This is a genomic window from Humidesulfovibrio mexicanus (assembly GCF_900188225.1).
Taxonomy (GTDB): Bacteria; Desulfobacterota; Desulfovibrionia; order Desulfovibrionales; family Desulfovibrionaceae; genus Humidesulfovibrio; species Humidesulfovibrio mexicanus.
Window position 1 is genome coordinate 565,741 of record NZ_FZOC01000001.1, and the last position, 23,931, is coordinate 589,671.

Annotated in this window: 18 protein-coding genes; 9 read left to right on the top strand and 9 right to left on the bottom strand. The window is 65.0% G+C overall.

Annotation, left to right across the window (positions count from 1 at the left end):
• Nucleotides 1–40: 40 nt before the first annotated feature.
• The 9 genes from CHB73_RS02705 to CHB73_RS02745 all read right to left on the bottom strand — a co-directional run bounded on the left by CHB73_RS02705 (nt 41) and on the right by CHB73_RS02745 (nt 11,001).
• On the bottom strand, nt 41–2,713 hold the full coding sequence (locus CHB73_RS02705; protein WP_089271798.1) for a transketolase C-terminal domain-containing protein: 2,673 nt from the start codon (nt 2,711–2,713) through the stop codon (nt 41–43).
• Between the two features lie 41 nt (nt 2,714–2,754).
• A complete protein-coding gene (locus CHB73_RS02710) occupies nt 2,755–3,495 on the bottom strand; it encodes an acylneuraminate cytidylyltransferase family protein (RefSeq protein ID WP_089271800.1) in 741 nt (246 codons plus the stop codon).
• A gap of 4 nt (nt 3,496–3,499) precedes the next feature.
• Entirely contained in the window at nt 3,500–4,963 is a 1,464-nt protein-coding gene (locus CHB73_RS02715) for an aldehyde dehydrogenase family protein (protein ID WP_089271802.1), read from the bottom strand.
• Nucleotides 4,964–5,087: 124 nt separating this feature from the next.
• On the bottom strand, nt 5,088–6,083 hold the full coding sequence (gene galE / locus CHB73_RS02720; protein WP_089271804.1) for a UDP-glucose 4-epimerase GalE: 996 nt from the start codon (nt 6,081–6,083) through the stop codon (nt 5,088–5,090).
• A 10-nt stretch (nt 6,084–6,093) separates the two neighbouring features.
• Entirely contained in the window at nt 6,094–6,921 is an 828-nt protein-coding gene (locus CHB73_RS02725; RefSeq protein ID WP_089271806.1) for a class I SAM-dependent methyltransferase, read from the bottom strand.
• A gap of 121 nt (nt 6,922–7,042) precedes the next feature.
• Nucleotides 7,043–7,846 (bottom strand): SDR family oxidoreductase, encoded by an 804-nt coding sequence (locus CHB73_RS02730; RefSeq protein WP_089271808.1) that lies wholly within the window; start codon nt 7,844–7,846, stop codon nt 7,043–7,045.
• A 6-nt stretch (nt 7,847–7,852) separates the two neighbouring features.
• Complete coding sequence (locus CHB73_RS02735; protein ID WP_089271811.1) at nt 7,853–8,899, bottom strand: N-acetylneuraminate synthase family protein; 1,047 nt, start codon at nt 8,897–8,899, stop codon at nt 7,853–7,855.
• Between the two features lie 589 nt (nt 8,900–9,488).
• Nucleotides 9,489–10,451: an autotransporter outer membrane beta-barrel domain-containing protein gene (locus CHB73_RS02740; protein ID WP_089271813.1), complete on the bottom strand. Its 963-nt coding sequence runs from the start codon at nt 10,449–10,451 to the stop codon at nt 9,489–9,491.
• 196 nt (nt 10,452–10,647) lie between these two features.
• Nucleotides 10,648–11,001, bottom strand: a complete 354-nt coding sequence (locus CHB73_RS02745; protein WP_143337293.1) for a hypothetical protein — start codon at nt 10,999–11,001, stop codon at nt 10,648–10,650.
• 93 nt (nt 11,002–11,094) lie between these two features.
• Here CHB73_RS02745 and CHB73_RS02750 point away from each other — a divergent pair, with 93 nt between their 5' ends.
• The 9 genes from CHB73_RS02750 (at nt 11,095) to CHB73_RS02790 (ending at nt 23,888) form a co-directional block, all read left to right on the top strand.
• A complete protein-coding gene (locus tag CHB73_RS02750) occupies nt 11,095–13,086 on the top strand; it encodes a hypothetical protein (protein WP_089271817.1) in 1,992 nt (663 codons plus the stop codon).
• A complete protein-coding gene (locus CHB73_RS02755) occupies nt 13,083–13,778 on the top strand; it encodes a glycosyltransferase family 2 protein (RefSeq protein ID WP_089271819.1) in 696 nt (231 codons plus the stop codon). The genes CHB73_RS02750 and CHB73_RS02755 overlap by 4 nt, the downstream gene beginning before the upstream one ends.
• A 46-nt stretch (nt 13,779–13,824) precedes the next feature.
• Nucleotides 13,825–14,403 (top strand): adenylyl-sulfate kinase, encoded by a 579-nt coding sequence (cysC, locus tag CHB73_RS02760; protein WP_089271821.1) that lies wholly within the window; start codon nt 13,825–13,827, stop codon nt 14,401–14,403.
• Nucleotide 14,404: 1 nt separating this feature from the next.
• The gene (locus CHB73_RS02765; RefSeq protein ID WP_179216862.1) at nt 14,405–14,863 is read left to right on the top strand and encodes a DUF2304 domain-containing protein; all 459 of its coding nucleotides are present in this window, start codon (nt 14,405–14,407) and stop codon (nt 14,861–14,863) included.
• 14 nt (nt 14,864–14,877) lie between these two features.
• Nucleotides 14,878–16,029: a glycosyltransferase gene (locus CHB73_RS02770; protein ID WP_089271825.1), complete on the top strand. Its 1,152-nt coding sequence runs from the start codon at nt 14,878–14,880 to the stop codon at nt 16,027–16,029.
• A 16-nt stretch (nt 16,030–16,045) separates the two neighbouring features.
• The gene (locus CHB73_RS02775; protein ID WP_089271827.1) at nt 16,046–16,882 is read left to right on the top strand and encodes an alpha/beta fold hydrolase; all 837 of its coding nucleotides are present in this window, start codon (nt 16,046–16,048) and stop codon (nt 16,880–16,882) included.
• A gap of 320 nt (nt 16,883–17,202) precedes the next feature.
• Entirely contained in the window at nt 17,203–19,251 is a 2,049-nt protein-coding gene (locus CHB73_RS02780) for a TonB-dependent receptor (RefSeq protein ID WP_179216863.1), read from the top strand.
• Nucleotides 19,252–19,272: 21 nt separating this feature from the next.
• On the top strand, nt 19,273–23,262 hold the full coding sequence (locus CHB73_RS02785) for an acyl-CoA dehydratase activase (protein WP_089271831.1): 3,990 nt from the start codon (nt 19,273–19,275) through the stop codon (nt 23,260–23,262).
• Complete coding sequence (locus tag CHB73_RS02790) at nt 23,259–23,888, top strand: class I SAM-dependent methyltransferase (RefSeq protein WP_089271833.1); 630 nt, start codon at nt 23,259–23,261, stop codon at nt 23,886–23,888. The genes CHB73_RS02785 and CHB73_RS02790 overlap by 4 nt, the downstream gene beginning before the upstream one ends.
• Nucleotides 23,889–23,931 lie beyond the last annotated feature (43 nt).

Consider the following 23,931-nt stretch of genomic DNA (forward strand, 5'->3'; position numbering starts at 1 on the left):
GCGCCTGCGCCCGAAGCGCAGTCATCCGCGCCCGTCCGCCCTATCCTGCCGCACGGCCCGCCGTCTCCGGGTACATGTGCCGGTACCAGGGGAAGCTCCGCACGGCGGCGACGATCTCCGGCGCAATGGCGTATTCCGCTTTGAAGCGCTCGTAGTCCGGGTTCCCCTCGGCCACGTTGCGGCACACGGGCTGTATGGGAGGCTCGCCGCCCAGGGCGCGGTACACCTCGGCGTACACGCGGTTGAAGTCCTCCAGACGGATAACGGCCACCCTGGCCAGCTCGCCCTCTCCGATGACATACCCGGCCGGTTCTGGGCTTGGAAGAGACAACACGTCAACGCCGAAGACATCCCGTATCTCCCGGTCGAAATAGTTTCGAAACCGCAGGACAAAGCTGCAGGCGAATTGCTCGAAAAAATTGTCGAAGCTCTGCGCAGACAGACTGCCGGCAAAATAGTCCCGCACCTTCTCCCCGTACTTATGGAAAAGTGCGGAGCGCAGCACGGCCAGAGGCTCACGCGTAAGCGTGATGATGACAGGCTTGGCGCTACTGTTGGCGCACGCCATGCGCGTTGCGACAATCTCCTGCAACTTGGACGGGGTTACTTGGACATGAAAGGTCGAAAGCCCGTGGGCATGTCTCACAAGACAGCCGGGAAAGGAACCCTTTGCCGTCCAGTAAGCGGTCTGCGAGCCGCACTTGTGCATGGAGATGACGCCAACAAAAGGGGCGGGCTTGGGCGGCTTGTGTCCAATCTCCCCACGTGCCCGCGCCAGAGACCAGCCCGGCACGGCGGTTGGACCAGCCTTCAAGAAGGCCTCGGCCAGGGACTTGGCGTCCAGGCCATGGGCTTCCAAAGCCTCGGGCGGCGTACCGCAGGCGGGCCAGCCTTCCACCCCGAAAGTGCGCACGGTGACCCCCGCTCCCAGGCCCTTCTTGTGCAGCACGCGGGAAAGGCAATCCCCCAGGCCGCCCACGGGCGAGTGGTCCTCCAGCACGTGCAGAGTGGAGAAGCGACTGATCAAAGAGGCCAGCCAATAGGTTTCAGCGCAGTTCAGCCAGGGCATGTTCACCACCATGAGGCTGAAGCCCTTTTCTGCCAGGATTTCGGCAGCGCCCAGCGCCTCGTGCAGCATCACCGGCCCGTAGGAGATGAGCACGGCATCGGTCCCCTGGCGCAGCACCGTGCCCCAGCCCGGACGAAGGGCATAATCCGGTGGCAACTCTATGCGCCGGGGCGAAGGGCCGATGATGAGCCTGAGCATACTGCTCTTTGGATTCTTGTTCACGCACCAGGAAAGCGCCTGCTCCGTCTCTTCGGAGTTACAGGGCTGGAGCATGGTGATGCCCGGCGTGGCGCCCAGGAGCGAGATATCACGGAGGCTCTGGTGCGACTTGCCCGGCCCGGCGGGAATCAGCCCGGCGTAATGACACACATAGATGATCTTGGTCCGCTCCGAGGCGTTATTGTAGATCTGCTCATTGGGGCGCGAGGCCAGAAACGAGGCGAAGGTGTTGACCACCGGAACCATGCCCGCGCGGGCCAGGCCTCCGGCCATGGAAACCATGTCCATCTCGGCGATGCCGTTCTCCACGAAGCGCTCGGGAAAAGTCTGTTCAAAGAGCCGCACCCGGCAGTCGGCGGCCAGATCTCCGTCCAGCACCACTATCTTCTCGTTGGCGCGGGCAAGCTCCACAAGGGCCTTGCCATAAGCATCGGCCACGTATTCGCGCGTTACCCCGCTTGGGGCCTTGGGCCGGGGCGAAACCTCCTTTGGTGCCACGGGGGCGATGCCCAGCCCCTCAAGCCGGGCGTTCACCCTTGCCAGCAGTTCGCCCCAGGCGCGAGCAAAAGGTTCATCCGCAGGCGCGCCGGAGTGCCACGGGTACAGGGACTGGGCCTCCGGCATTGCGCTGGGGTGCTCCATGAAGCTCACCCCGCGGCCCTTGATGGTGTCGGCAATGAGTATCCGGGGGCCGGCGACCTCGCGCAGGCGGGTCAGAGCGGCGTCGAGCGCAGCCATGCTGTTGCCGTCGCAGCGCTCCACATGCCAGCCGAAGACGCGGAACTTGGCCTCAAGGTCGCCCAGGTCGGTTATCTGGCTTACAAACTTGTCGCTCTGCACCTTGTTGTGGTCCACTATGACCACAAGGTTGCCCGTCTTCTGCTGCGCAGTGGTTTGCAGGGATTCGTATATCTGCCCCTCCTGCAACTCGCCATCGCCTAGAAGCACGTAAACCGTGCCGCCGTGACCCTGCAGGGTTTTGCCCACGGCCATGCCGCGCCCCTTGCCAATGCCCATGCCCAGGGAGCCTGTGTTGGCCTCCACTCCTGGAATCTTCACGTCCGGGTGGCCGTCGAGCCCGCCCAGGCGGCGCAGAAGCAGCAATTTCTCCTCCTTGATGACGCCCATGGCGTACAGGAGGGCGTACAGACCCGGCGCATCGTGCCCCTTGGACGAAAAGTAGACATCGCGATGGGGGCTGCCCACGCCCACCTCAAGGGTGTTCATCACCTCCGTGTACAGCCAGACCACGATGTCCATGGCCGACAGGCTGGAACCAAGATGGCCGGACCCGGCGATCTTGACTGCGGCCAAGGTGTTCAGGCGGCACAGATCGGCGGTAAGTTCGGCGCGGGTGTGGCGGTCGGAGACGGAGGCGCGCACACGGGCGATGTCCTCGCGGGTTATGATGCACGGCGTGGGCATAAGAGATTCCTTCGAGCTTGAGCGTTGTTTGGATCCGAGGGCTATGCCGAGGCAGACGGCATGTGCGGCAATGAGACCTGCCCCTCTGCCAAAAGCCGCTCCGCCCGTTCCCAATCCTCGGGCCTGTTGATGTCGAAGCCTTCATACCCTTGGGTCAAGAAAGGCACAACCGCCTCCCCGGCGATGGTTCCCCCCTCAAGGGGGACACGGCTCCAGGCCATCTCCAGACTGGCGTTCTGCACGTAGACCATGGGCAGCGCCTGATACTGGCAGCTGTGCCAGGGCCGGTCGCTCTCGCCCAGGGGCAGGAGCGGAAGCATTCTGCGGCCACGCAGCACCCACATCTTCCCTGGATGCTGCGCGCAAGGCTCTATGGCCCGCAGGGAATCCGCGCCCTCTTCGGCCACGAACTGCTCCCAGGCCCGTCGGATGGTTTGCGGCGTGCGAAAGGGGCTGGTGGGCCTGAGGATGCTAAAGCAGTCCGGGCACGCGCCCTGTTCGCCCAGGCGAGAGAGCGTGAAGCGCACCCACTCGATGTCCGGAGAGAGGTCTCCAGCGAATTCCACCGGACGCATGAAGGGCACGCTGGCCCCGTACCTCTGTCCCACCTCGGCGTATTCTGCGCTGTCCGTGGAGAGGACGACATCCGAGAATACACCGCTGGCCCGTGCGGCGAGGATGGAGTAGGCCAGCAAAGGGTGGCCGCCGAGCAGACGGATGTTCTTGCCTGGCACCCGCTTGGACCCACCCCGCGCGGGGATGAGGGCCACCACGCCGGGCATGCCCTCAGACCTGTGTCGGGTCTGCGTGGATAAAGACATTTTTCAACTCGGAATAGATGTTAATGGCCTCGGTGCCGGGCTCGCGCGTTCCGTTTCCAGAATCCTTGAATCCGCCGAAAGGCATGTGTGGCTCGCTGCCGTAGGTGGCTCCGTTGATGGACACCACCCCGGCCTGCATGGCGTGCATGAAGCGTATAGCGCGGTTCATGTCGCGGGTATGGATGCAGGCCGTGAGCCCGTATGGCGAATCATTGGCCAGGGCCAGGGCCGCCTCAAAACCGGGGGCCCGGTACAGACAGGCAATGGGTCCGAAGAGCTCCTTGCGCGAAATGGTCCACTGCGGGTCCACGTCTTCCAGGATGGTGGGCGCCACGTAGAAGCCTTGGGCGTGGGCAGGGCCCGTCATCCTGTGCCCACCTTCGAGCACGACCGCTCCCATCAGGCGCGCCTCGTCCACGGTGGCAAGCATGGAGTGCAACTGCCGCTCGTTGATCACCGGGCCAAGATCGTCGTTATCGGCAGTACCGACCTTGAGGTCACGCGTGCGCTCCACAAAACGAGACCGGAACTCCTCGTAGACGGAATCGAAGACGATGAAGCGGCTGGCCGAGGCGCAACGCTGTCCGGCGTTGCTGAAGGCAGAGAGCACAGCGAAGCTAACGGCCCGCTCCAGGTCCGCATCGTCGCAGACCACAAAGGGGTTCTTGCCGCCGAGTTCAAGGGAGACCTTGGCCAACCTCCCGGCGCAGACCTCCGAGATGCTCCGGCCCACTGCCGTGGAGCCCGTGAAGCTGACCACTCCCACGCGGGCGTCCGCAACCAGGGGGGCTCCGGCCTCAAGCCCGGTCCCCTGCACGATGCTCAACACCCCTGCTGGTAGCCCGGTCTGGTGGGCGATGTGCCCGAAGAGCCATGCCGTGCCGGGAGTGTCCTCCGCGGCTTTGAGCACAGCGGCGTTGCCGCAGACCAAGGCCGGAAAAACCTTCCAGGCCACGTTGGCGATGGGCGTATTCGCGGCGATGATGAGCCCGGCCACGCCCACGGGCTGGCGGAGCATGAGGGTGGTGCGGCCGTCCACCGCGCTGGTGCAGGTCTTGCCGTACAGCCGCTGGCCCTCGCTGGCGTAGAACAGGCCAAGGGCGGCGGCGCCGTCAACCTCGCCCAGCGCCTCCTTGCGGGACTTGCCCGTCTCAAGCGCCACCATCTCCGCAAGCTCGTCACGGCGGGAACGCATTCCCAGCACGACTTCATGAAGAATCATGCCGCGCCGCACGGCGGGCAACGCCCCCCAGGCGGGCTGTGCGGCCTCGGCGGCGCAAAGCGCAGCGTCAACGTCCTGCGCAGTGGAGGCGGCACAACGGGACAGCACCCGCCCATCGGTCGGACTGATCTTGTCGAAAAGCTTGCCCAGAATGGCGGGCTGTTCCACCCCACCGATCCAGTTCGGCACCATATGTGGAATGCTCATGAGCGGTCCTTGCTTGTGGTTCCTCGCCCCGTGGTCGGCCAGACGGCCTTGCTTCGTAATGGGGCACAAAGTCTGCCAAAAACTCGCTGCCCAGGCAACCCGAAAGCCCCGAGACCCAAAGCGCCTAGTCTGCCGCCTGCCGCAACCTGCGCCGCTCCCACTCCAGGGTGTCGCGCACGATGTCCTCGATTGCATCGCGCCGGGGCTTCCAGCCTGTGGCCTTCACCAGCTTGGAGCAGTCGGCCACCAGGCTCGGCGGGTCGCCCGGCCTGCGGTCCACATGCTCGACGGGAAAATCAACGCCGCTCACCTTGCGCACGGTTTCCACAATCTGGCGGACACTGAACCCCCGCCCGTACCCGCAATTGAACACCCCACCCCGGCCGCCTTGCTCCAGGTGGCGCAGCATGGCCACATGCACGTCGGCCAAATCGGAAACATGCACATAGTCACGCGTACAGGTGCCATCAGGCGTGGGATAGTCCGTTCCAAAAACCTGTAAGACGGGACGGACCCTCAGCGCAGTCAGGCAGGCCACCTTGATGAGATGCGTCGCGTCTGGCGTGACATTGCCGAGGCGACCTTCGGGATCGGCACCGGCGACGTTGAAGTAGCGGAGGCTTACTGGAACAAATCCCGGATGCGCGAGCGCCGCATCATGGAGGATCCGTTCGCACATGAGCTTGCTGCTGCCATAAGGGGTGATGGGCTCCACAGGGCTCGCCTCGTCCACAGTGCAGCCTTGGGCCGTCCCGTAGACCGCAGCGCTGGAAGAAAACACGAAGTGCGGCACGCGCGCCTCCACCACGGCGAGCGCCAACGAGGCCGTTGTGGACACGTTATTGCAGTAATACTTCAGAGGGGCGGCAACGGATTCGGGAGCCACAATGCTTGCAGCGAAATGGATTACCGCGTCCGGGGCCTCCCTGTGCAGCAGTTCGCGCACAAGGCCTGAATCCGACAGGTCGCCGTGCACAAGACGCGCCGGGGGCAGCACCATCTCCTTGCGACCGGTGGAGAGATTGTCCAGAACGAGCACATCGTAACCGCCTTGCACAAGGGCAAGGCAAGTATGCGATCCAATGTACCCAGCGCCGCCGGTGACCAGAATCTTCGGCATGTCTCTCCCGTCATTTCACTGCTGAGGAGAACGGCCGAGAATCGCCCTTGGTCCCCACCAGCCAGATGCCCTGCTTCTTCTTCAAGGTATGGTAGTAGGTATCGAGCACGCTGACTCCGCCATTGTCCAGGCGGTGCTTCAACCAGTCGTACCCAATGTAAACGCCGCTCCAGGTGGTATAGGCCCTGCGCTGGTAGGGCTTATCCTTGCCCGGCTCAAAGTGCAGACTGTATTCCTCGAAGTTTTCCGTGCGGTGCGGATTGTCGAAGCCCGTGCGCTCGAAGTCCTGGCAGTTGACGTTGAGCATGAGCAGACCGCCGGGCTTGAGCACCCGCAGCATTTCGTCCACAGCGCAGGCGTAAATGGAAAGCCGGTGGATGTGCTTGAGCACAGCGAAGGAAAACACCACATCGGCGCAGGCGTCGTCCAAATCGCAGCGGTTATTCTCGTCCAGCAGGTGCAGAGAGCGCACTCCGGGGACGAGGTCGCGGCAATGCCTGAGCATGGTTGGCGAAATATCGATGCCGGAGCATGGGTGTCCGGCCTCCAGCACGGCCTTCAGGATACGCCCCATGCCGCAGCCGTATTCCACCATGTAAGGTGTGTCTGCTCCGGTCCGCACCAGGGGAATACGCGGAGCGATGTGTTTGGCAAAGACTCGCTGCCCTTTGGCAAAAAAGCTCTCCAGCATCTCGGGACTGAAATTCTCCGCATCCGCCTCAATGAGATCGGGCGTGGTCATGACAGCATACAGCGGATTCTCACGAGCCTTTTCTTCCCAGTCGTTGCTGGTCCAGTGCTCAGGCACCACCTGCCCAGGCTTGATCTTCAGGGCCATAGGCTCTCCTCGCTCTTTTCATTCGCTGCGTTCCATTGGCCGGAACGCTCATCATGAATAAAACAAGCCGCGCAGCGCACAGCTGTTGGTGGCGGTGGCATCGCGTCTTGGCATCGGCAGTCTACCAGGCCGTCCAGCCCCCGTCGATAATCATCGTCGCCCCCGTCATGTAGGACGATGCATCGGACATAAGGAACACCGCCGCACCGTTGTACTCATCCTCGCGAGCCATTCGCCGCATGGGCACGCGCTTGGCATACTCTACCAAGAACCGTTCGTCCTGGTTGTTGAACACGCCCCCGAAGCACAGCGTGTTCACGCGCACCCCGGCCTCGCCCCAATACGTTGCGAGATAGCGCGTCATGTTCAACAAGGCGGACTTGGAGACGCTATACGCCACAGGCTTGAAGAACTCCTCGCCCGCATCGCGGCGGAATTGGTAGAGATCCTGGTTGGGAGACACCAGTCCATATGTGGAGCCGATATTCACCACGGATCCGCGCCCGGCTTTGGCCATGGCCCCGCCAAACACCTGGCAGGCAAGAAACACGCCCGTCACGTTGACCTCCATCACCCTACGGAAGGAGGCATTCGGATAGGATTCGAAAGGGCCGTTCTCCTCTGCCGGAGAGCCCGGCGGAGAATCAAGGGCCGCGTTGTTGATCAGGCCAAAGGGGGCCTCCCAACGCGAGGCGATGCAGGTAAGGGCGGCTTCAAGGCTGCACCGGTCGGTGACGTCCGCGTGCACGTAACAGATGGACTCGCTCTCAGCGAACCAGTCGGGCGGAACCACAGGCAGGTCCACAACGGCGACCCTCGCTCCATGGGCGACCAGAGACGCCATGAACTGGCGTCCGAGTTGTCCCAGACCGCCGGTGATGACAACAACACGGTCACAAAGATCGAACAAGGAAGATTGGAACATGGACAGCTACTTCAACATCTCAAGAGTCAACGCCTCGTCTTCGACCAAGACATGCGTCAGCGTTTTGCCAAGCACAGAGTCGAGCATGTATGGCATCAGGCCGTCTCCAGGACACTTGAGGGCAAGGTCGGCCTCAGTGAGGACTGTCCCCACCGACAGATTTCGAGCGGCCACGATCTTCTTGCGCATCTTGAGCAGAGGCTTCTCCTCCATCGGCAAGCAATGCTTGTCTGCGCTGCCCAGCGCTTGCTCCGCACGCTTCAAATCGCGCACAAGTTTGCGCATCCCGGTCGGCTCGATGGAAAAGGCATGGTCCGTGCCGCGCATGGCACGGTTGAGTGTGAAGTGCTTTTCAAAAACGCGTGCACCCAGCGCGAAAGCAACCATCGCCAAAGAAATGCCATTCTGGTGATCTGATAGGCCGATAACAATGTCCGGGAAGCGTTTCAGATACGTCTCAATCACACGCAGGTTCATATCCTGCGCCTCGCATGGGTAGGCCGCAGTACACTGAAGTATGCAGAAATTGGCATTAAGAGGCATTATTGTGTCGTAGGCCCGCACAACATCATCTAGTGAACAGCCGCCAGTGGAGACCACCATGGGCTTGCCCATCCTGGCCACATGGCGCAATAGTGGCGTGTTCACCAAATCACAGGAGGCAATTTTGATGACCGAGGTCCCCACCATGCCGAGAAAATCCGCACTGGGTACATCGAATGCGGTACAGGCGAAATCCAAACCAAGTTCCGCCGCGTAAGGGACAAGGACATTAAACTCTGACTCGCCAAACTCAAGAGCCTCACGATGCTCACCATATGTTGCACCGTATGCATTCTCACTATTATAAGGTGCATTATATAGTGATTTACAAAACAAAGTTTGATTGTCGCGCTTCTGCAGCTTAACAGCGTCAACGCCGCAATCTTTCGCGCACAGGAACATATCTCGCGCAGTATCGAGATTGCCTTGGTGATTGTGACCAATTTCGGCGATAACATAGGCGGTACTCTCATCGGCCACAACTGAATCGTTTACAACGAATTTGCGCATAGTGCTAACGCCCTCTTACAGTTTCTCGCTTTTCACACAAGTAACAAAACACATTCCATACGTAAGCCGCCCGCAATTCCGTGTTGCTCAAATCTTCTGTCACGGAACCCTGCAGAATTGCAAGGCCACTCCGACTGGTTCCGGCGGTCAAGCGGCAATTCGATTATCCCTCTTCTGAAATCAAATACACCAGCCTGCGCCCAATGGCAACACGTAGCGTTCTCGCGAGAACAACGACTTGGATTACTTGCGCCTGGAGTCAAAGGGAGACGATCACACGGTCAAAATCTAACACAAGGGATCGACGAAAGTCCGATCGTCGAAACGGTGACGAATAATGCTGCCTCAGTACCTTAAAGAGGCTGCCTGTCATTTTTCGTAAACTAGGGGGACAAAGCAATTGCCTTCGGTACTTCTGCAATCGGCATGGCACAAGCAATGCGCACATGAAAAATAAAAAAAATGTCAAGATGCCGTGCAGCCTAGCCCCTTTTGCTCTCCTCTTGCATTTCACTATCAGAATTGGCGCAAAATAAAAAAAGGGAGGGGGAACACTCCCCCTCCCTTATGAATCGCGTTGTGCTTCGACTTAGAAGTCGTAGCGTACGTTCAGGAGACCGCCGGCCTTGGTCAGGTCGTCGCGGACGCCGTAGGTGCCGGTGAGGCCGATGACCCAGCCGTCAGCAGGCATGTAGTTGAAGCCAAGGTCGAAGTCCGTGCCCCACATGTCGACATCGTCGCTGCCGGACTTCATGAAGTCCTGCATGTAGGTGGCGCCGACAAAGGGCTTGAAGGCGCCCATGTCGTACTGGGCGCGAAGGCCCAAGGTGCCGGACCAGGAGTAGATGCCAGACTTGCTGTAGTCGGTGGCGTTCAGTCGGTAGCTGCCCTGGTGCTCGTTCAAGTACAGGGTGCCAAGGCGGGCGCTGAACAGGAACTTGTCCCAATCCAGGTAGCCAGTCACGCCAGCGGAGGTCACCATGCGGTTGGCGTCCATGCTGTCGCTGTACTTCACGCCGACCTGGGTGTCCTTCATGGTGTAGTCAAGCCACGTGTAGCTGAAGGACGCGTCAAGGACGATATCCTTGGTGATGGAGTAGCTCACGTACGGCACAACGGACCAGCCGTCATACTCCATGTTGCCGGAGTTGTACTTGGTGGTCAGGTCGAGGTTCTCGTAGCCGACCGCAACACCCACGAGCAGATCGCCCAACTGCTTGTCGGCGCCGATCATGCCGGTGAAGAGAGAGCCATCATATTTGGCCCCGGACTTCGTGTTGTCCAGATAGCTCCCGCTGCCAAGGGCCCACACGCCGATTCCCATGGGGCCGTTGCCGGAAGAGTTGCCCTGTCCGCCGGGGCTGGTCATGGCGGTAATCCGGGTGGCGATCATCCCCACATTGGCGGTAGCTGCGGCCTTGGCCACTTCCGAGGTGATCTGAGACTGGTTCTTCTCGTTGGTCGCGTTGCTGCTGGCGAACGCAGACCCCACGCCAAGCGTGAGCATCGCGATAAGGCACGTCGCGGCAGCCATCAGTTTGTTAGTTTTCATAGCCCTCCTTCCTTCTTTCCTTCTTTGCGGTTAAAAATTCCTGGGTTGACGTATACGCAATCAGATAAGCCTTGTCTAGGCTTGTGAGGAACAAATCAATAAAAAAAATTGTACTCAAGCTAAATAGTTAGATGTGGTCCTCAAAAAAAGTTCGTACACCTCACAAAAACAGCGCCGACAAGGCCGTGTTCCTGGCCTATTTGGACACACCCGCTCCAGAGCCATTTCCGCCCAAAGGCCTCTCGTTCAAGCTCCGGGCTTCCCCCGCAGCAGCATCCCGGCGTGTGTGCGGCTTCTCTTCGTCCCGGTGCGTGTGGGCACTCTCCGTGATCTCGGCGTCGTGCCGCGCCCTGGACTGCATTCCTTCGTAGACCTGCGCGGCCTGAATGCGCGCAGCGGTGATCGACACTTCCCGCCCGGTGCCCGAACCGGCGCGCGCTGCGATGGGCATCGCAAGCGCCAGGACGACAAACAGCACGAAATTCCGTACGATCATGCTCTTCTCTTGAGGCTTGTGCATTTTTTGTTTACGAGAAGATACCTGATTCACGCTGAAGCACAAGCTTTTCAAGCCAAGCGGCGCCCGGAGGCCATCTTGCCAATATCGCCTTTGAAAGCCAACACATCGACACTCCGTTCCGTCATGACGGGTGCCCTGGCCGCTGGTGGCAGCGCGGCGCTGGGATACGCTCTTGCCTCGGCCATCCGCCTGCACCGCATTTCGGACAGTTTTCACGTTTCCTATAGTGACTCGAAACTGCCCATGCTCGTGGAATCTGACGGCTACTTCCATCTTTGGCGCGCCAAGGCGCTCCTGGCCAGCCAGGCGCTCTGGACCTCAGAACCGCCGGTAAGCGTTCTCGCGGCGTTCATGAGCGCCTTGACCGATTCCCCCGTCGAACTCGTGGCCTACTGGATCCCGGCGTTCTTCGGCATCGCGGCCGGAATCTGGTGCTGGGCCTGGGGACGGCTCTTGGGAGCCCCCAAACGCTATTGCGCGCTGGCGGCCCTGGCCGGAGCCCTGGTTCCCGCATGGTTCGACCGCTGCTGTCCCGGCTGGTTCGACACCGATCCCGGCATCGCCTTCTTCTGGCTGGGCGGCCTGTTCGCCACCGCCCGCATGTCCTTGGCTCCAGGTCGCCCCGCCGCTGCACACACGCTGCTCATGGCCGTTTGCAGCGCCCTGCTGGCCTGGTGGTGGAAGCCTGGCCTAGCCATGGTCTCGTTTTTCCTCATCCTTTGGGGGGCCACCTTCCCACTGGCCCACGAAAACACTTGGCGCAACATCCGAATCGCCACCGCTCTCGGCGTTCTCGCCATCCCGACCGCCCTTTTGCTGCTTCCCAACACTGCACTGCCCGAAGGATTGGGCGCGTACCGCGATTACATGCTCGTGCACGCCAAGATGGTCCTTGGCCGCACCAACGATGCCGCCCTGCTCTCCATCGACGAACTGGCGCCCCTGACGCCCTTGGAACTGCTGCGCGAACTGGGCGGCAACGCGGTCTCCGGCGCATGTTCCCTGGCTGCGGCAGGGCTGCTGTTCCTGCGTTCACCCCGCCCGGCGTTGTTCCTGCTGCCCGCACTGGGAGCGGCGGCGCTTGCCCTGATCGCCCAACGCTTCGTGTTCCTCGCGGCCCTTCCCGCAGCCCTCGGCATTGGCCTGCTGCCCTGGCTGGTCGCTGAAGGACTGCGCTCGCGCCGCTTCCAGGCACTCTTCGCCAAGCCCCGTCTTGTTGTGGGCCTGGCCTGGGGCGCAAGCGCGGCCATGGTCGCAAGCCTCGTCTACGCGCAGACCACGAACGAACTGCGCTTCTCCTTTCAGGAGCCCCAGGACCGCATCGCCCTGACGCTCAAGCGCATCGCCCCCCCTGACGCCCGTCTTTGGAACTGGTGGGACGATGGGTACTTCCTGGCCGCCCGCAGCGGCCTCACGCCCCTGTTCCACGGCGGCAGCCAGACCGCGCGCATGGGGTACATCGCCGCGCGGCCGCTGGTCTCGGACAACCCGCTGCTGGCCCGGCGCTGGATCCGCCTCTTCGCCCTGCGCGGAGAGCAGACCCTGGCCCCGCTCGCAGCCGCCTGGGGCGGAGAAGAGGCCGCATGGGACGGCCTTGAAAAGGTTCTCTCCAATCCGGACATGGCCGCGGCCCTCTCCGAAATGCCCCGACTGGCGCAAGGCATCGACTGGTTCATCCCGCAGGGACGCGTGTTTTTGTACTTGCCGCAGCGCTTCCTGCGCCTGTCCATGTGGTGGATCGGCATGGGCAAATCGCGTCATCACGATGTGGCGGCGTTCAAGCCGCACATCGACAGCTTCCGCCGTTCGAGCTTCCGCTTCGACCCGCTCCGCAAGCGGGTGGAACTGCCGCCGGAGGTGCTGGCCAAAGGCTACACGGACTTCGGCGGCGTATTCGTCACCTCGCGCGCTCCGCTGGTCGAGCCCTTTGGCGGTGGCGTGCCCGGTCCCTACATCGTCACCTCGGAACTTTCGCCCTGGCTGTACATTGTGGACGAAAGCGCCATCCGCTCCATCGGCTTCCGCCTGCTTGCGCCAAGCGGCGCGCCGCTGCCCGGCTTTGCCCCGGTGGTGGCGAACCACGCCTACGGCGGCCTTTGGGAGGTGCTGCCATGACGCCTGGCGCGCCACTCCGTCCGGGAGCGCCCCCGCAGACCATGGTCATCATCCCGGCCTTGGACGAGCAGGCCACCATCGCCACCATCGTCTCCGCGGTTCTCGCCCAGGGACTCCCGGTCGTTGTGGTGAACGATGCAAGCACGGACCGCACCGCGGAAGCCGCGCGCGCCGCCGGGGCCGTGGTGCTGGACCTGCCCTGCCGCCTCGGAGCCTGGGGGGCCGCACAGGCGGGAATGCTCCACGCGTTGCGCTCGGGCTGCCGCCATGTGGTCACCATCGATGGCGACGGCCAGCACCCCCCCGACGACATACGTTCGCTGCTCGCCCCGATCCTTTCAAACGAGGCGGACATCGTCATCGGGTCATGCACTGCGCGGGCCAGCGCCGCCAGGCGTCTGGCCTGGAGGCTTTTCCAGCTTCTTTCGGGCCTTTCCTTGAACGACATCACCTCCGGATTCCGGGCCTACAACCTCCCCGCCACGCGGGCCATGCTCTCGGCCGAGGCCACCCTGGCCGACTACCAGGACCTGGGAATCCTGCTCCTGGCGCGCCGACGCCACTATCGCATCCGCGAGTCGCCCGTGGCCATGTGCGCCCGCGCGGTCGGCAAATCCCACATCTTTTCGTCGTGGTTGAAAGTGGCCCGGTACATGGTGTACACCGTAACCATAGCATGTACGCGCCGCTGAAGGATCCGCCTGTTTCCCCCTCTTCCGAGGCGCGACCGTCCGGACGATGCCGCGCCCCAAACAGACAAGGAATGCAATGACGCAGCAATTGACGGGAATATACTGGCTCACCGGGCTTTCCGGCGCGGGCAAGACCACGCTGACTCTTGGCGCGGCGGACCTGCTGCGCGCGCAGGGACACCCCTGCCTTGTGCTGGACGGCGACATCATGCGCGCAGGCCTGAGTTCCGACCTCGGCTTCAGCCCGGAGGACCGGCGGGAGAACCTGCGCCGGGCCGGCGAGGTGGCCAGGCTGGTGGCCCAGCAGGGCCAGGTGTGCCTGTGCGCCTTCATCACGCCCTATCAGGCCACGCGCAACGCCCTGCGCCAGCGGCTGGGCCCGCTGTACCGCGAAATATTCGTCAGCTGCCCGCTGGAGTCCTGCGTTAGCCGCGACCCGAAAGGCAATTACGCCAGGGCGCGCCGGGAGGGCCGCACGGACTACACCGGCATCGGGGCCCCGTACGAAACCCCGGACGCGCCGGACGTGCGGGTTGAAACCAACACGAGCGGCATCGACGACTGCGTGCGGACAATCGTCCAATTCATATACGATTCGCAACCGCCGCGCCAGGGAGACCGATAAGGTGTTCGTCAGCTACCGCATCACCGCCTGCGTCATCGCGCTCTTCACCGGGGCGGTGATCTTCCGTCTGGTGCGGCGCAACCTGCTGCACGGCAGCTATGCCGCGTGGTGGCTGGCAGCCGGACTGTTCGCCGTGCTGGTCGGCGTCTTCCCCTCCGGCTTCGACAGACTCGGCCACGCCTTGGGCGTGAACTATCCGCCCATCCTGTTCATCGTGCTGGCGCTCGCCGCCTTCGCCGTGCGGATGCTCATCTCCGACATGGAGCGCACCCGCATGGAATTGACCCAGCGCAGGCTGGTGCAGCGCTATGCCCACATATCCCTGCGCCTGCGCGCCATTGAACGGGAACTGCTTGCACACGGCATGAGCCTGCCCCGGCATTGCCGCGACACAGCGGACGACGCCCCGGTGGACGACGCTCCCGGGCCGGACGGACAGGCCGGGCCGCCCTCCTCTTAAAGGCGGCACGGCGGATGCGCATCCTCCACCTCGGCAAGTTCCACCCGCCCCACACCGGCGGCATGGAGCGTTTCCTGGGGCAACTGGCCCAGGCGCAGGCGAAGGAAGGCGACGAAGTCCTGGTGCTCGCCCACGGATCGGAGCACGGCGGCGAGAGCCCCTGCGTCCAGGTCCACCGCGCGCGCGTGGCCTTCTCGGTCGGAGGCTACGCCCCCGTCGCTCCTGCTCTGCCGTTTCTGTATGTCCAGGCCCTGCGGCGATTCCGGCCCCATGTGGTCCATGTGCACGCGCCCAACGGCGCGGCCCTGTGGCCCGCGCTCCTGCGGGGCGGGGGCGGCCCGCCTGTGGTGTTGCACTGGCACGCGGACGTAGCCTTCCCCCCGGACCACGAGCCCTCCCCATTGATCATGGCCTGCTGGCGCAGGCTGGAGGCCCTGGCCCTGCGCCGCGCCCACGCCGTCATCGCCACTTCGCGCGCCTATCTGGACGCCAGCCCGCAGCTCGCCGCACTTGGCGGCGCCTGCCGCGTGGTTCCCCTGGGCCTAGAGGAACCCGCGCCCGCGAAAACGCTCCTCCCGGACCACCCCGCCACGCGTTTTCTGGACTCCTGCACCGGCCTGCGCGTGCTGGCCGTTGGCCGTCTGGCCCACTACAAGGGCTTCAATGTGCTGCTTGAGGCCCTGCGCGCGGTTCCGGACGCCCGCCTCTGCCTTGTGGGCAACGGCGAGGAGCGCTCCAGGCTCACGGCCTTGGCGAATCTGCCGGAACTGCGCGATCGGGCGCTGCTCGCCGGAGCCGTGTCGGACGATGTCCTCGACGCCTGCTACCGGGCCAGCCATGTCCTCTGTCTGCCCTCGCTCTCCCGCAGCGAGGCCTTCGGCATGGTGCTGCTTGAGGCCATGGCGCGCCAAGTGGCCTGCCTGGCTGCGCAGGTTCCGGGAAGCGGCATGGCCGAGGTGCTGGACCAGGGCCGCGCCGGGCTGCTGGTTGGGCCGGGCTCCGTTTCCGAACTCGCCCATGCGCTGCGCCAGTTGGCCGAAAACGAACCATTGCGGCTGCGGCTGGCGCGGGCAGGACGCGAACGCTTTGCCGCGCGTTACGCCATGGGTCGCATCGCGGCTCAGCTGCGCACCCTGTACGAAGAGCTCTTGGCCGCGGAACGATGAACACAACGGAGGTTCCATGACTGGCGCCCCATGGCGCGCGTTGAGCGCCCTTGCCGCAATCCTGTGCCTCGGCCTGCTGGTCGGCGCCTGCTCCAGCCGCCACCAGCAAGCCGACGAGCTGGCCCGCTCCGGAAAATTCCAACCGCGTCGCTTCGACACCACAAATTTCGTGCTCATGGGCTGGGAGCGCCAGGGGCAGGGCGACACGCTCTGCGTCTACATCGAGGGCGACGGCCTGGCATGGCGGCGACGCAACCGGCCGTCCATGGACCCCACGCCCAGCAATCCCGTGGGCCTGCGCCTGGCCATGGCCGATGCCACCACCGCCCCGGTGCTGTACCTGGGCCGCCCCTGCCAGTACACCCAGGACGCCGACCGCCGTGGCTGCTCGGTGGAGCTGTGGACCAGCGACCGCTTTTCCGAACGCGCCGTGGAGGCCCTGGACGCAGCCGTGACCCAGGCGAAACGCCGCCATGGGGCCACGTCCATCGCCCTGCACGGATACTCCGGCGGCGGAGCCATGGCCGCGCTGCTGGCCGAACGGCGGCAGGACGTGACCTTTCTGGCCACGGTCGCGGGTAACCTTGACCCCGACCTGTGGACCCGCCTGCATGGCGACTCGCCCCTCACCGGCTCCCTGAACCCCGTGGACAAGGCCCAGGCCACCAGAAACATCCCGCAACTGCATGTCATCGGCGGCATGGACACGGTGATCCAGCCGGTCATCCTGGACTCCTGGTCGGAACGCACCCACGGCGCGCGCATCACGCGCATCCGCGTGCAGGAGGCCGGGCACGAAGGCCCCTGGGAAGCCCTCTGGCCCGGCTTCGTCAAAAAGGCGCGGGGCTTCTAGGCCACCAGGGCGAGAGCGGCAAACCGTCTTTCCCCGCAGAGCGACAAGCCCGCCCAATGCGGCGGGGCGAGGCTGAGGTCCGCTGGGCGATGCGGGCTCGCTTCCCGCACGGGCGGCCCGCTCCCCGTTTCCACCCGCCGCATTCCGGGCCGGTGCGCCTTAAGGCTACCGCCCCTCCCCCCTGCTGCGGATTCCTCCCGCCTGCTCCTCATCCTATCACGTCAATTTTTCGTCCTCCCCGGTTAGACCGGCCGCCCCGGCTCCTCCTACTGTGCCCCATCGCGGTTTCGACCGCCCCCCCCGACGCACAGGAGAAGCACATGCGCGACACCACACAACACCCCTTCGCGGCTGCCGCCCTGGCCGCGTGCCTTGCCCTCGCGACCGGAAGCGCCCAGGCGGGCGAACCTCAGCCCTTCACCATAGAGACCGTGAAGGTCACTGCGGAGAAATGCGAGCAGGACACCCAGAAGATCCCGGCCAGCGTCACCGCCTACACGGCAGAACAGGCTGCGGACCTGGGAATAGGAGACACCCAAAGCCTTTTCGCCGCCACCCCGAACCTGTTCATGGCCAAGTCCGGCCCCAAGGCTTCCCTCGGCAGCTACGGCTCCATCCGGGGCGTGGGCTTCATGCACGGCACCTCGCCGTCCTTCGGCTTCTACGTGGATGACGTGTATTACTCCAACTTCGACGTTGCCCTTTTCGACCTGGAGCGCGTCGAAGTGCTCAAAGGCCCCCAGGGCACCCTGTACGGGCGCAATGCGGAGGCCGGGGTCATCAACGTGGTCACCAGGAAGCCCGGTCCGGACTGGGAATCCCGGCTGGAGGCCGGATATGCAAGCAACGCCGCGCGCAGCCTCTCCGGCGCGCTGGGCGGCGCGGTGATCAAGGACGTGCTCACCATGCGCCTGTCCGGACGCTACGAAGCCTCGGACGGATACTTCAACAACGTCCACACGGGCAACTCCGACGCCAACCGCAACGAGGACTTCGACGGACGGCTGAGCATAGACTGGCAGCCCGATTCGCCCTGGCGCGTGCAATGGGTGGCGGAAGGCCAAAGCTACGAAGACAACTACGCCGAGTTCGCGCCCATGAGCTGGATCAAGGACAATCCGCACAAAGTCAGCTTGGACCACGACGGACGGGCGCGCAAGCACGCGGGAGGCGTGTCCATGCGGGCGGAGCGCGCCCTGGACGGAATGCGCCTGGTCTCCGTAAGCGCCCTGCGCGACGAGTCCACCCGCATGGTCCAGGACGGCGATTTCACCCCGGTGGACATCGCCTACAAGTATGCGGAGAAGGACGTGCTGCTGCTCAGCGAGGAGCTGCGCCTCTCCTCCGACGCCCCGGGGCCCTTCAAGTGGTTGGCCGGGCTTTACGCCTTCCACGAACAGGACGACCTGTCCACCTGGATGGAGCGGCACATGGGCGTGACCGGGACCTTCCACCAGCAAGGCGACACCGAGACCCTGGGCGCGGCGGCCTTCGGCCAGGGCAGCTACACCCTGTGGGACACACTCACCTTCACCCTGGGCCTGCGCTACGACCACGAGCGCAAGGAGTATGACTACCTGTGGCGCGGCGGGGCCTTCATGGGCATCGCCGACAGAAGCGGCGACACGGACAAGGCCTTCAACTCCTGGTCGCCCAAGCTGGCCGTGGACTACCGCCTCACCGACGACGTGCTCGCCTATGCCGGGGTCTCGCGCGGGTTCAAGAGCGGCGGCTTCAACCTCAAGGCCGACCCCGGCTCGGCCTACGACGCCGAATACAGCTGGAACTACGAAACCGGCATCAAGAGCGACTGGCTGGACAAGCGCCTGCAGGCCAATCTGGCCCTGTTCATCATCAAGCGCAGCGACCAGCAGGTGGAGATCCCCAGCTACCCGAACTTCACCATCGTCAACGCGGCCTCGTCCACCAGCAAGGGCGTGGAACTGGAACTCAAGGCCAGGCCTCTGCCCGGACTCGACATCACCGGCGGCTTCGGCTGGGTGCACGCCACCTTCGACAGCTTCAACTATGCTGGCGCGGATTACTCCGGCAAACGCAACCCCAGCGTGCCCGGCTACACGGCCATGCTCGCGGCCACCTGGCGCTTCCAGAACGGTTTGCTTCTTGGCGCGGACTACCGGCGCACAGGCCGACAGTACTTCGACCTCGCCAACACCCGCGCCCAGGGCGAATACCAGACCGTTGGCGCGCGCGTCGGCTACGAGGCCGAGGGCTACGAGGCCACGCTCTGGGTGCGCAACCTCTTCAACGCCAACTACGCCACCCGCGCCTTCCAGAGCGGCAACGCCTGGTACGCCCGCGCGGGCGAGCCGCTCACCTGCGGCCTCACCGTAGGACTGCGCTTCTAGCGGCGGCCAAGGAGACACGCAATGGACATGAGTCTTGGACTGGATATCGGGGCCTATGCCGTCAAACTGTGCGTTCTGGACCAAAACGGCGCGGCGCGCATGGAACGCTACGCCCCCCATCACGGGCGGCTGACCGAAACCACGGCGCTCTTGGCGCGCCAGGCCCTGGAAGCCTTCGGCGCCGAGGCGCTGGCCCGGGGCGCGCTGACCGGCGCGGGAGCACAGACGTTGAAGGACTGCGCGCCTTGGGTGGACGACATGGCCGCCCTGGCCGAGGGCGCGGCGCGTCTGGCCCCGCAGTGCTCCTGCGTGGCGGCCATCGGCGCGCAAAGCGCCGTGTTCCTCACGGGCGTGGACCAGCGGAACCGTTCTCGGCTGCGCTTCTCGTTGAATTCCTCCTGCGCGGCCGGAACCGGCTCGTTCCTGGACGAGCAGGCCTCGCGCATCGGCATCGCCATTGAGGACTACGGCGAGCGCGCCATGGCGGCGCGCAGCTTCCCCCGCATCGCCGGGCGGTGCAGCGTCTTCGCCAAGACGGACATCACCCACCACCAGCAGGAAGGAACCCCCGTGGAAGAGGTGCTGTTGGGACTGGCCCACGCCGTGGCGCGGAACTACCGCACCTCGGTGCTGCGCAAACTGCCCATGGAGGCTCCGCTGTTCTTCTCCGGCGGGGTGGCCCGCAACCGGGCCGTGGCCCACGCCCTGCGCGAGCAACTGGGCCTCGCGCAGGAAGACTTCGTCACCGGGCCCCGCGCGCCGCTGGCCAGCGCCCTGGGCGCGGCCGCCCTCGCCCAGAAGCGGAGGCTGTCCCTGGACATGCGCAAGCTGCTGGAGGCCCTGCGGGAGCAGCGGGAAACGCGGGCCTCGGACGGCGCGGTCCTGCCGCCCCTGGCCGATTTCGGCCAAGGCGACGCCGACGGTCGCCACGAAATTCACGCTCGCGACGGATTCACGCCGCTCAAGGCCTACCTTGGCGTGGACGTGGGCAGCACCAGCACCAACCTGGTGCTGCTCGATGCGACGGGCGCGGTGCTCGACCTGCGCTACCTGCGCACCCTGGGCGACCCGGAACGCGCCGTGCGCACGGGCCTGGCCCAGTTCGAGGCCGCGCACCCGGTCGGCATCGAGGTGCTGGGCGTGGGCGTCACCGGCTCCGGGCGCATCCTCATTGGCCGCCTGCTCGGCGCGGACGTGGTCCGCGACGAGATCACCGCACAGGCGCGGGCGGCAAGCGCCCTGGCCCCCGGCGTGGACACCGTGTTCGAGATCGGCGGGCAGGACTCCAAGTTCATCGCCCTGGACCAGGGCCGCGTGTCCGACTTCCAGATGAACAAGGTCTGCGCCGCGGGAACGGGCTCGTTCCTGGAGGAGCAAGCCAAGAAGCTGGGCATCGGCCTGGAGGACCTGGCCGGACTGGCGCTGGCCTCCAGAACCCCGGAGGACCTGGGCGAACGCTGCACGGTGTTCATGGAGGCGCGCGTGGCCAGCCGACGCTCACAGGGGGCGCGGCTGGAGGACATCGCGGCCGGGCTGTGCTACGCCGTGGCGCGGAACTACCTGAACCGCGTCGCCGCTGGGCGGGGCGGCGAGGGACCGGCGTTGCTGCAGGGTGGCCTGGCCTACAACCAGGGGGTGGTGAACGCCTTCCGCGCCCTCACGGGCCGCAAGGTCGTGGTGCCGCACTACTTCAGCGTTTCCGGGGCGCTGGGCGCCGCCATGCTGGCCCGGGAGGAAATGGCCCCGGGACCCTCGCTGTTCCGGGGCTTCCGGCCCGCCGCAAGCGGTCAGGGCCAGGCGGAAAACAGCGCCTCCGGCCATGCCGACGCCTTCACCCGCGACATCGCGGAGCTGGTCTTCGGCACGGAGCGGCCGCGCCCACGGGCCGGCGCCTTCACCGTGGGCGTGCCCCGCGCCCTGTTCGCCTTCGGCATGTTTCCCATGTTTTCAGGCTTCTTCGAGGAACTCGGCTGCGCGCTGCGGCTCTCGGAGCCAAGCTCCGAACGCACCGTGGCCCTGGCCCAGGAATACGCGCTGGACGAGACATGCTACCCGGTGAAGCTGGTCAACGGCCATGCCGCGGAATTGCTGGAAAGCGGGGTCGACGCCCTGTTCTTCCCGGACCTGCACAGCGTCCATCATCCCGGCGCAAGCGCACGCCGGAGCTTCGGCTGCGCATACATGCAGCAGGCCTTCCGCATGGTGGAGCAGGCCATGTCCCTGCGGCGGCGCGGGGTGCGCCTGCTGGCTCCGCGCATCGCCTTCAGCCTGGGAGGAGGCTTCCTGCGCTCGGAGTTCATCACCATGGGCCGACAGCTTGGCTTCGAAGACGGACGCGCCGCACAGGCGCTCGGCGCGGCCATGGCCGCCCATGAGGACTTCCAGGTCCGCATGGCCAAACGCCGTGACGACGTGCTTGCCGGACTGGACCCAGGTCGGCGCACTTTTGTTCTTATTTCGAAAATTTACGGCGTCGCCGACCCACTGCTCAACCTCGGAATACCTGCCCTGCTCGCCGAGGCCGGAGAGCAGGTGCTGCCCTTCCACATGCTTCCCGGCGCCGACATGGCTGCCGCCCACCCGAACATGTACTGGCCCTTTGGCCAGCACATCCTGGAGGCCGCCGCGACCTGCGCGCGCCGACCCGACCTCCACGCCGTGCTGCTCACTCACCACGGTTGCGGCCCGGACTCCATCCTCGGACGCTATGTGCGCGCCATCATGGGCGACAAGCCCTATCTGGCCGTGGAGGTGGACGAGCACCGCTCCGTCGTCGGCGTGCAGACACGGGTGGAGGCCTTCCTGAACAGCGTGCGCACACGGCCAGCTGCGGCAATCCGGGCCGTTTCGACCAATAGGCCGCACCACGCGGACCTTCCGCCGCTCATGCCGCGCGCTTTGGCCGACCTGCCATCCGGCGCGGAGTTGCTGCTTCCAAACCTGCCGCCTTACTCCCGCATCGGGCAGGCCCTGCTGACCGCAAAGGGCCGCGCCTGCCGCCTGCTGCCGGAGACCGATGCCCGAAGCCTGTCCAGGGGGCGCGCCCACACCGTCACCAACGAATCGCCCGCCCTGGCCGCCCTGCTGGGCGACGTGCTCTGCGCCTTGAACGAACGCCCGCGAGGCGCGGACGGAGCCGCCGTGCTGTTCCCCCAATGCGAGGGCGCGGAGACCGACGGCCAGTTCAGCCGCTTCCTGCGCATCGCGCTCGACGCCGAAGGAATGGACGCAGTCGCGGTGTTCTCACCGTATCTGGAGGACCTGGCCTTTCCCTCTGCGCAAGCGGCGCTGGAGCTCTTCCTGTGCCTGCTGGCCGGAGATCTGGTGCTCGCGGCCCCTCCCGCACGGCGCGAAGCCTTCCTGGAACGCATCTGCGCAGCAGCGGAAAGCGGCCGACTGGATGAGGGGCTGCTCCTGGCTCTATCCGGCGAGATCGCCAAAACCCAGAGTGGAGAACCCGAACTGACGCTCTTCGCCGTCGGCGAGCCGCTGGCGCTATTCAACGGCCGCCTGCATGACGACATCCTGGCCCGCGCGGAAGCCGCTGGCGCGCGCGTGTTGCGCGCACCGCTCAGCGAGGCGCTCTGGTCGTTCTGGACCCAAGCCATGGGCATGGAAGGACGGCAGGACGCGCCGCTGGAGGTGCTGGACGAGATGCGGCGCATCCACGCCGCCGTGGCCGCCCCCTTTGGTGACGCAGGGCCGTTCCTGAAGGACCTGGACGCCCTGCCCGCCGTGGAGGACGCCGAAATCGGGTTGTACTCCGGCGCATTCGGCCGCTACCGCGCCGCGCGCGCGGCCCTTCCCGGCGCCGCGGCCCAGGCCGTCGTGGCCGTGTCCAGCATGTACGAAAACACCGGGATGACGCTGGACATCCTCGGAAGGGGCGAAGGCGGCCAGGACCGTCCGCCGGTGCTGCATCTGGCCTTCGACGGCCAGGGCGATGCGGCCGCGAACCTCAAGCTCTCCGCATTTCTCAACACCATCGTCGCAGGGAGATCCAGCACATGAGCACACAGACGCACTGCCGCAACAATTCCAAGACCCCTGGCAGAGGACCCACCAGTTTCTGGCTGCAAGACCCGGAGCATCTCTTTGCGGAGCTCGACCTCCGGCCCGGACAAACCGTCCTCGACCTCGGCTGCGGGGCTGGCGAATATGCCTTGCGCGCCGCCCTTCTTGTGGGCCCGGCCGGGCGCGTTCTGGCGGCGGACCTCCACCGCCCCTACGCCGAGGACGTGGCGGCACGGGCGCTGGAGCAGGGCCTCGCCAACGTGGAGCCCCTGGCCTGCGACATGGCCCGCGACGCGCTCCCTGTGCCCGATGGCTGCGTGGACCTTTGCCTGGTGTCCACGGTGCTGCACGGCCTGACCCTGGGACGCTCGGCGCTGGCCTTCGCCGAGGTGCGGCGCGTGCTCGCCCCCGGCGGAAGGCTGGCCGTGCTGGAGATGCAGAAGCGGGAGATGCCCTTCGGTCCTCCCGTGGAACGGCGCATCGCCCCCGAGGAACTGCGCGCGCACGCGGAATCGCTGGATTTTTCCTGTGTGGGCGTACGGGATTTCGAATACAGCTACCTCATGGTCTTGCGCCCGGCTGTCACGCCGCTTCACCGGCAGGACGCCGACCACGAGGAATAGACGAGGCGGCGGCGCAAGACGCGCAGGGGCGAAGCAGACAACA

Excerpts from the sequence above, each read along its gene's own strand:
- CHB73_RS02775 (WP_089271827.1), top strand. The coding sequence starts at position 16,046 with ATGACTGGCGCCCCATGGCGCGCGTTGAGCGCCCTTGCCGCAATCCTG.
- CHB73_RS02715 (WP_089271802.1), bottom strand. The coding sequence starts at position 4,963 with ATGAGCATTCCACATATGGTGCCGAACTGGATCGGTGGGGTGGAACAG.
- CHB73_RS02735 (WP_089271811.1), bottom strand. The coding sequence starts at position 8,899 with ATGCGCAAATTCGTTGTAAACGATTCAGTTGTGGCCGATGAGAGTACC.
- CHB73_RS02790 (WP_089271833.1), top strand. The coding sequence starts at position 23,259 with ATGAGCACACAGACGCACTGCCGCAACAATTCCAAGACCCCTGGCAGA.
- CHB73_RS02785 (WP_089271831.1), top strand. The coding sequence starts at position 19,273 with ATGGACATGAGTCTTGGACTGGATATCGGGGCCTATGCCGTCAAACTG.
- CHB73_RS02780 (WP_179216863.1), top strand. The coding sequence starts at position 17,203 with ATGCGCGACACCACACAACACCCCTTCGCGGCTGCCGCCCTGGCCGCG.
- CHB73_RS02740 (WP_089271813.1), bottom strand. The coding sequence starts at position 10,451 with ATGAAAACTAACAAACTGATGGCTGCCGCGACGTGCCTTATCGCGATG.
- CHB73_RS02755 (WP_089271819.1), top strand. The coding sequence starts at position 13,083 with ATGACGCCTGGCGCGCCACTCCGTCCGGGAGCGCCCCCGCAGACCATG.
- CHB73_RS02725 (WP_089271806.1), bottom strand. The coding sequence starts at position 6,921 with ATGGCCCTGAAGATCAAGCCTGGGCAGGTGGTGCCTGAGCACTGGACC.
- cysC (WP_089271821.1), top strand. The coding sequence starts at position 13,825 with ATGCCGCGCCCCAAACAGACAAGGAATGCAATGACGCAGCAATTGACG.
- CHB73_RS02730 (WP_089271808.1), bottom strand. The coding sequence starts at position 7,846 with ATGTTCCAATCTTCCTTGTTCGATCTTTGTGACCGTGTTGTTGTCATC.
- CHB73_RS02705 (WP_089271798.1), bottom strand. The coding sequence starts at position 2,713 with ATGCCCACGCCGTGCATCATAACCCGCGAGGACATCGCCCGTGTGCGC.
- CHB73_RS02710 (WP_089271800.1), bottom strand. The coding sequence starts at position 3,495 with ATGCCCGGCGTGGTGGCCCTCATCCCCGCGCGGGGTGGGTCCAAGCGG.
- CHB73_RS02770 (WP_089271825.1), top strand. The coding sequence starts at position 14,878 with ATGCGCATCCTCCACCTCGGCAAGTTCCACCCGCCCCACACCGGCGGC.
- galE (WP_089271804.1), bottom strand. The coding sequence starts at position 6,083 with ATGCCGAAGATTCTGGTCACCGGCGGCGCTGGGTACATTGGATCGCAT.
- CHB73_RS02750 (WP_089271817.1), top strand. The coding sequence starts at position 11,095 with ATGACGGGTGCCCTGGCCGCTGGTGGCAGCGCGGCGCTGGGATACGCT.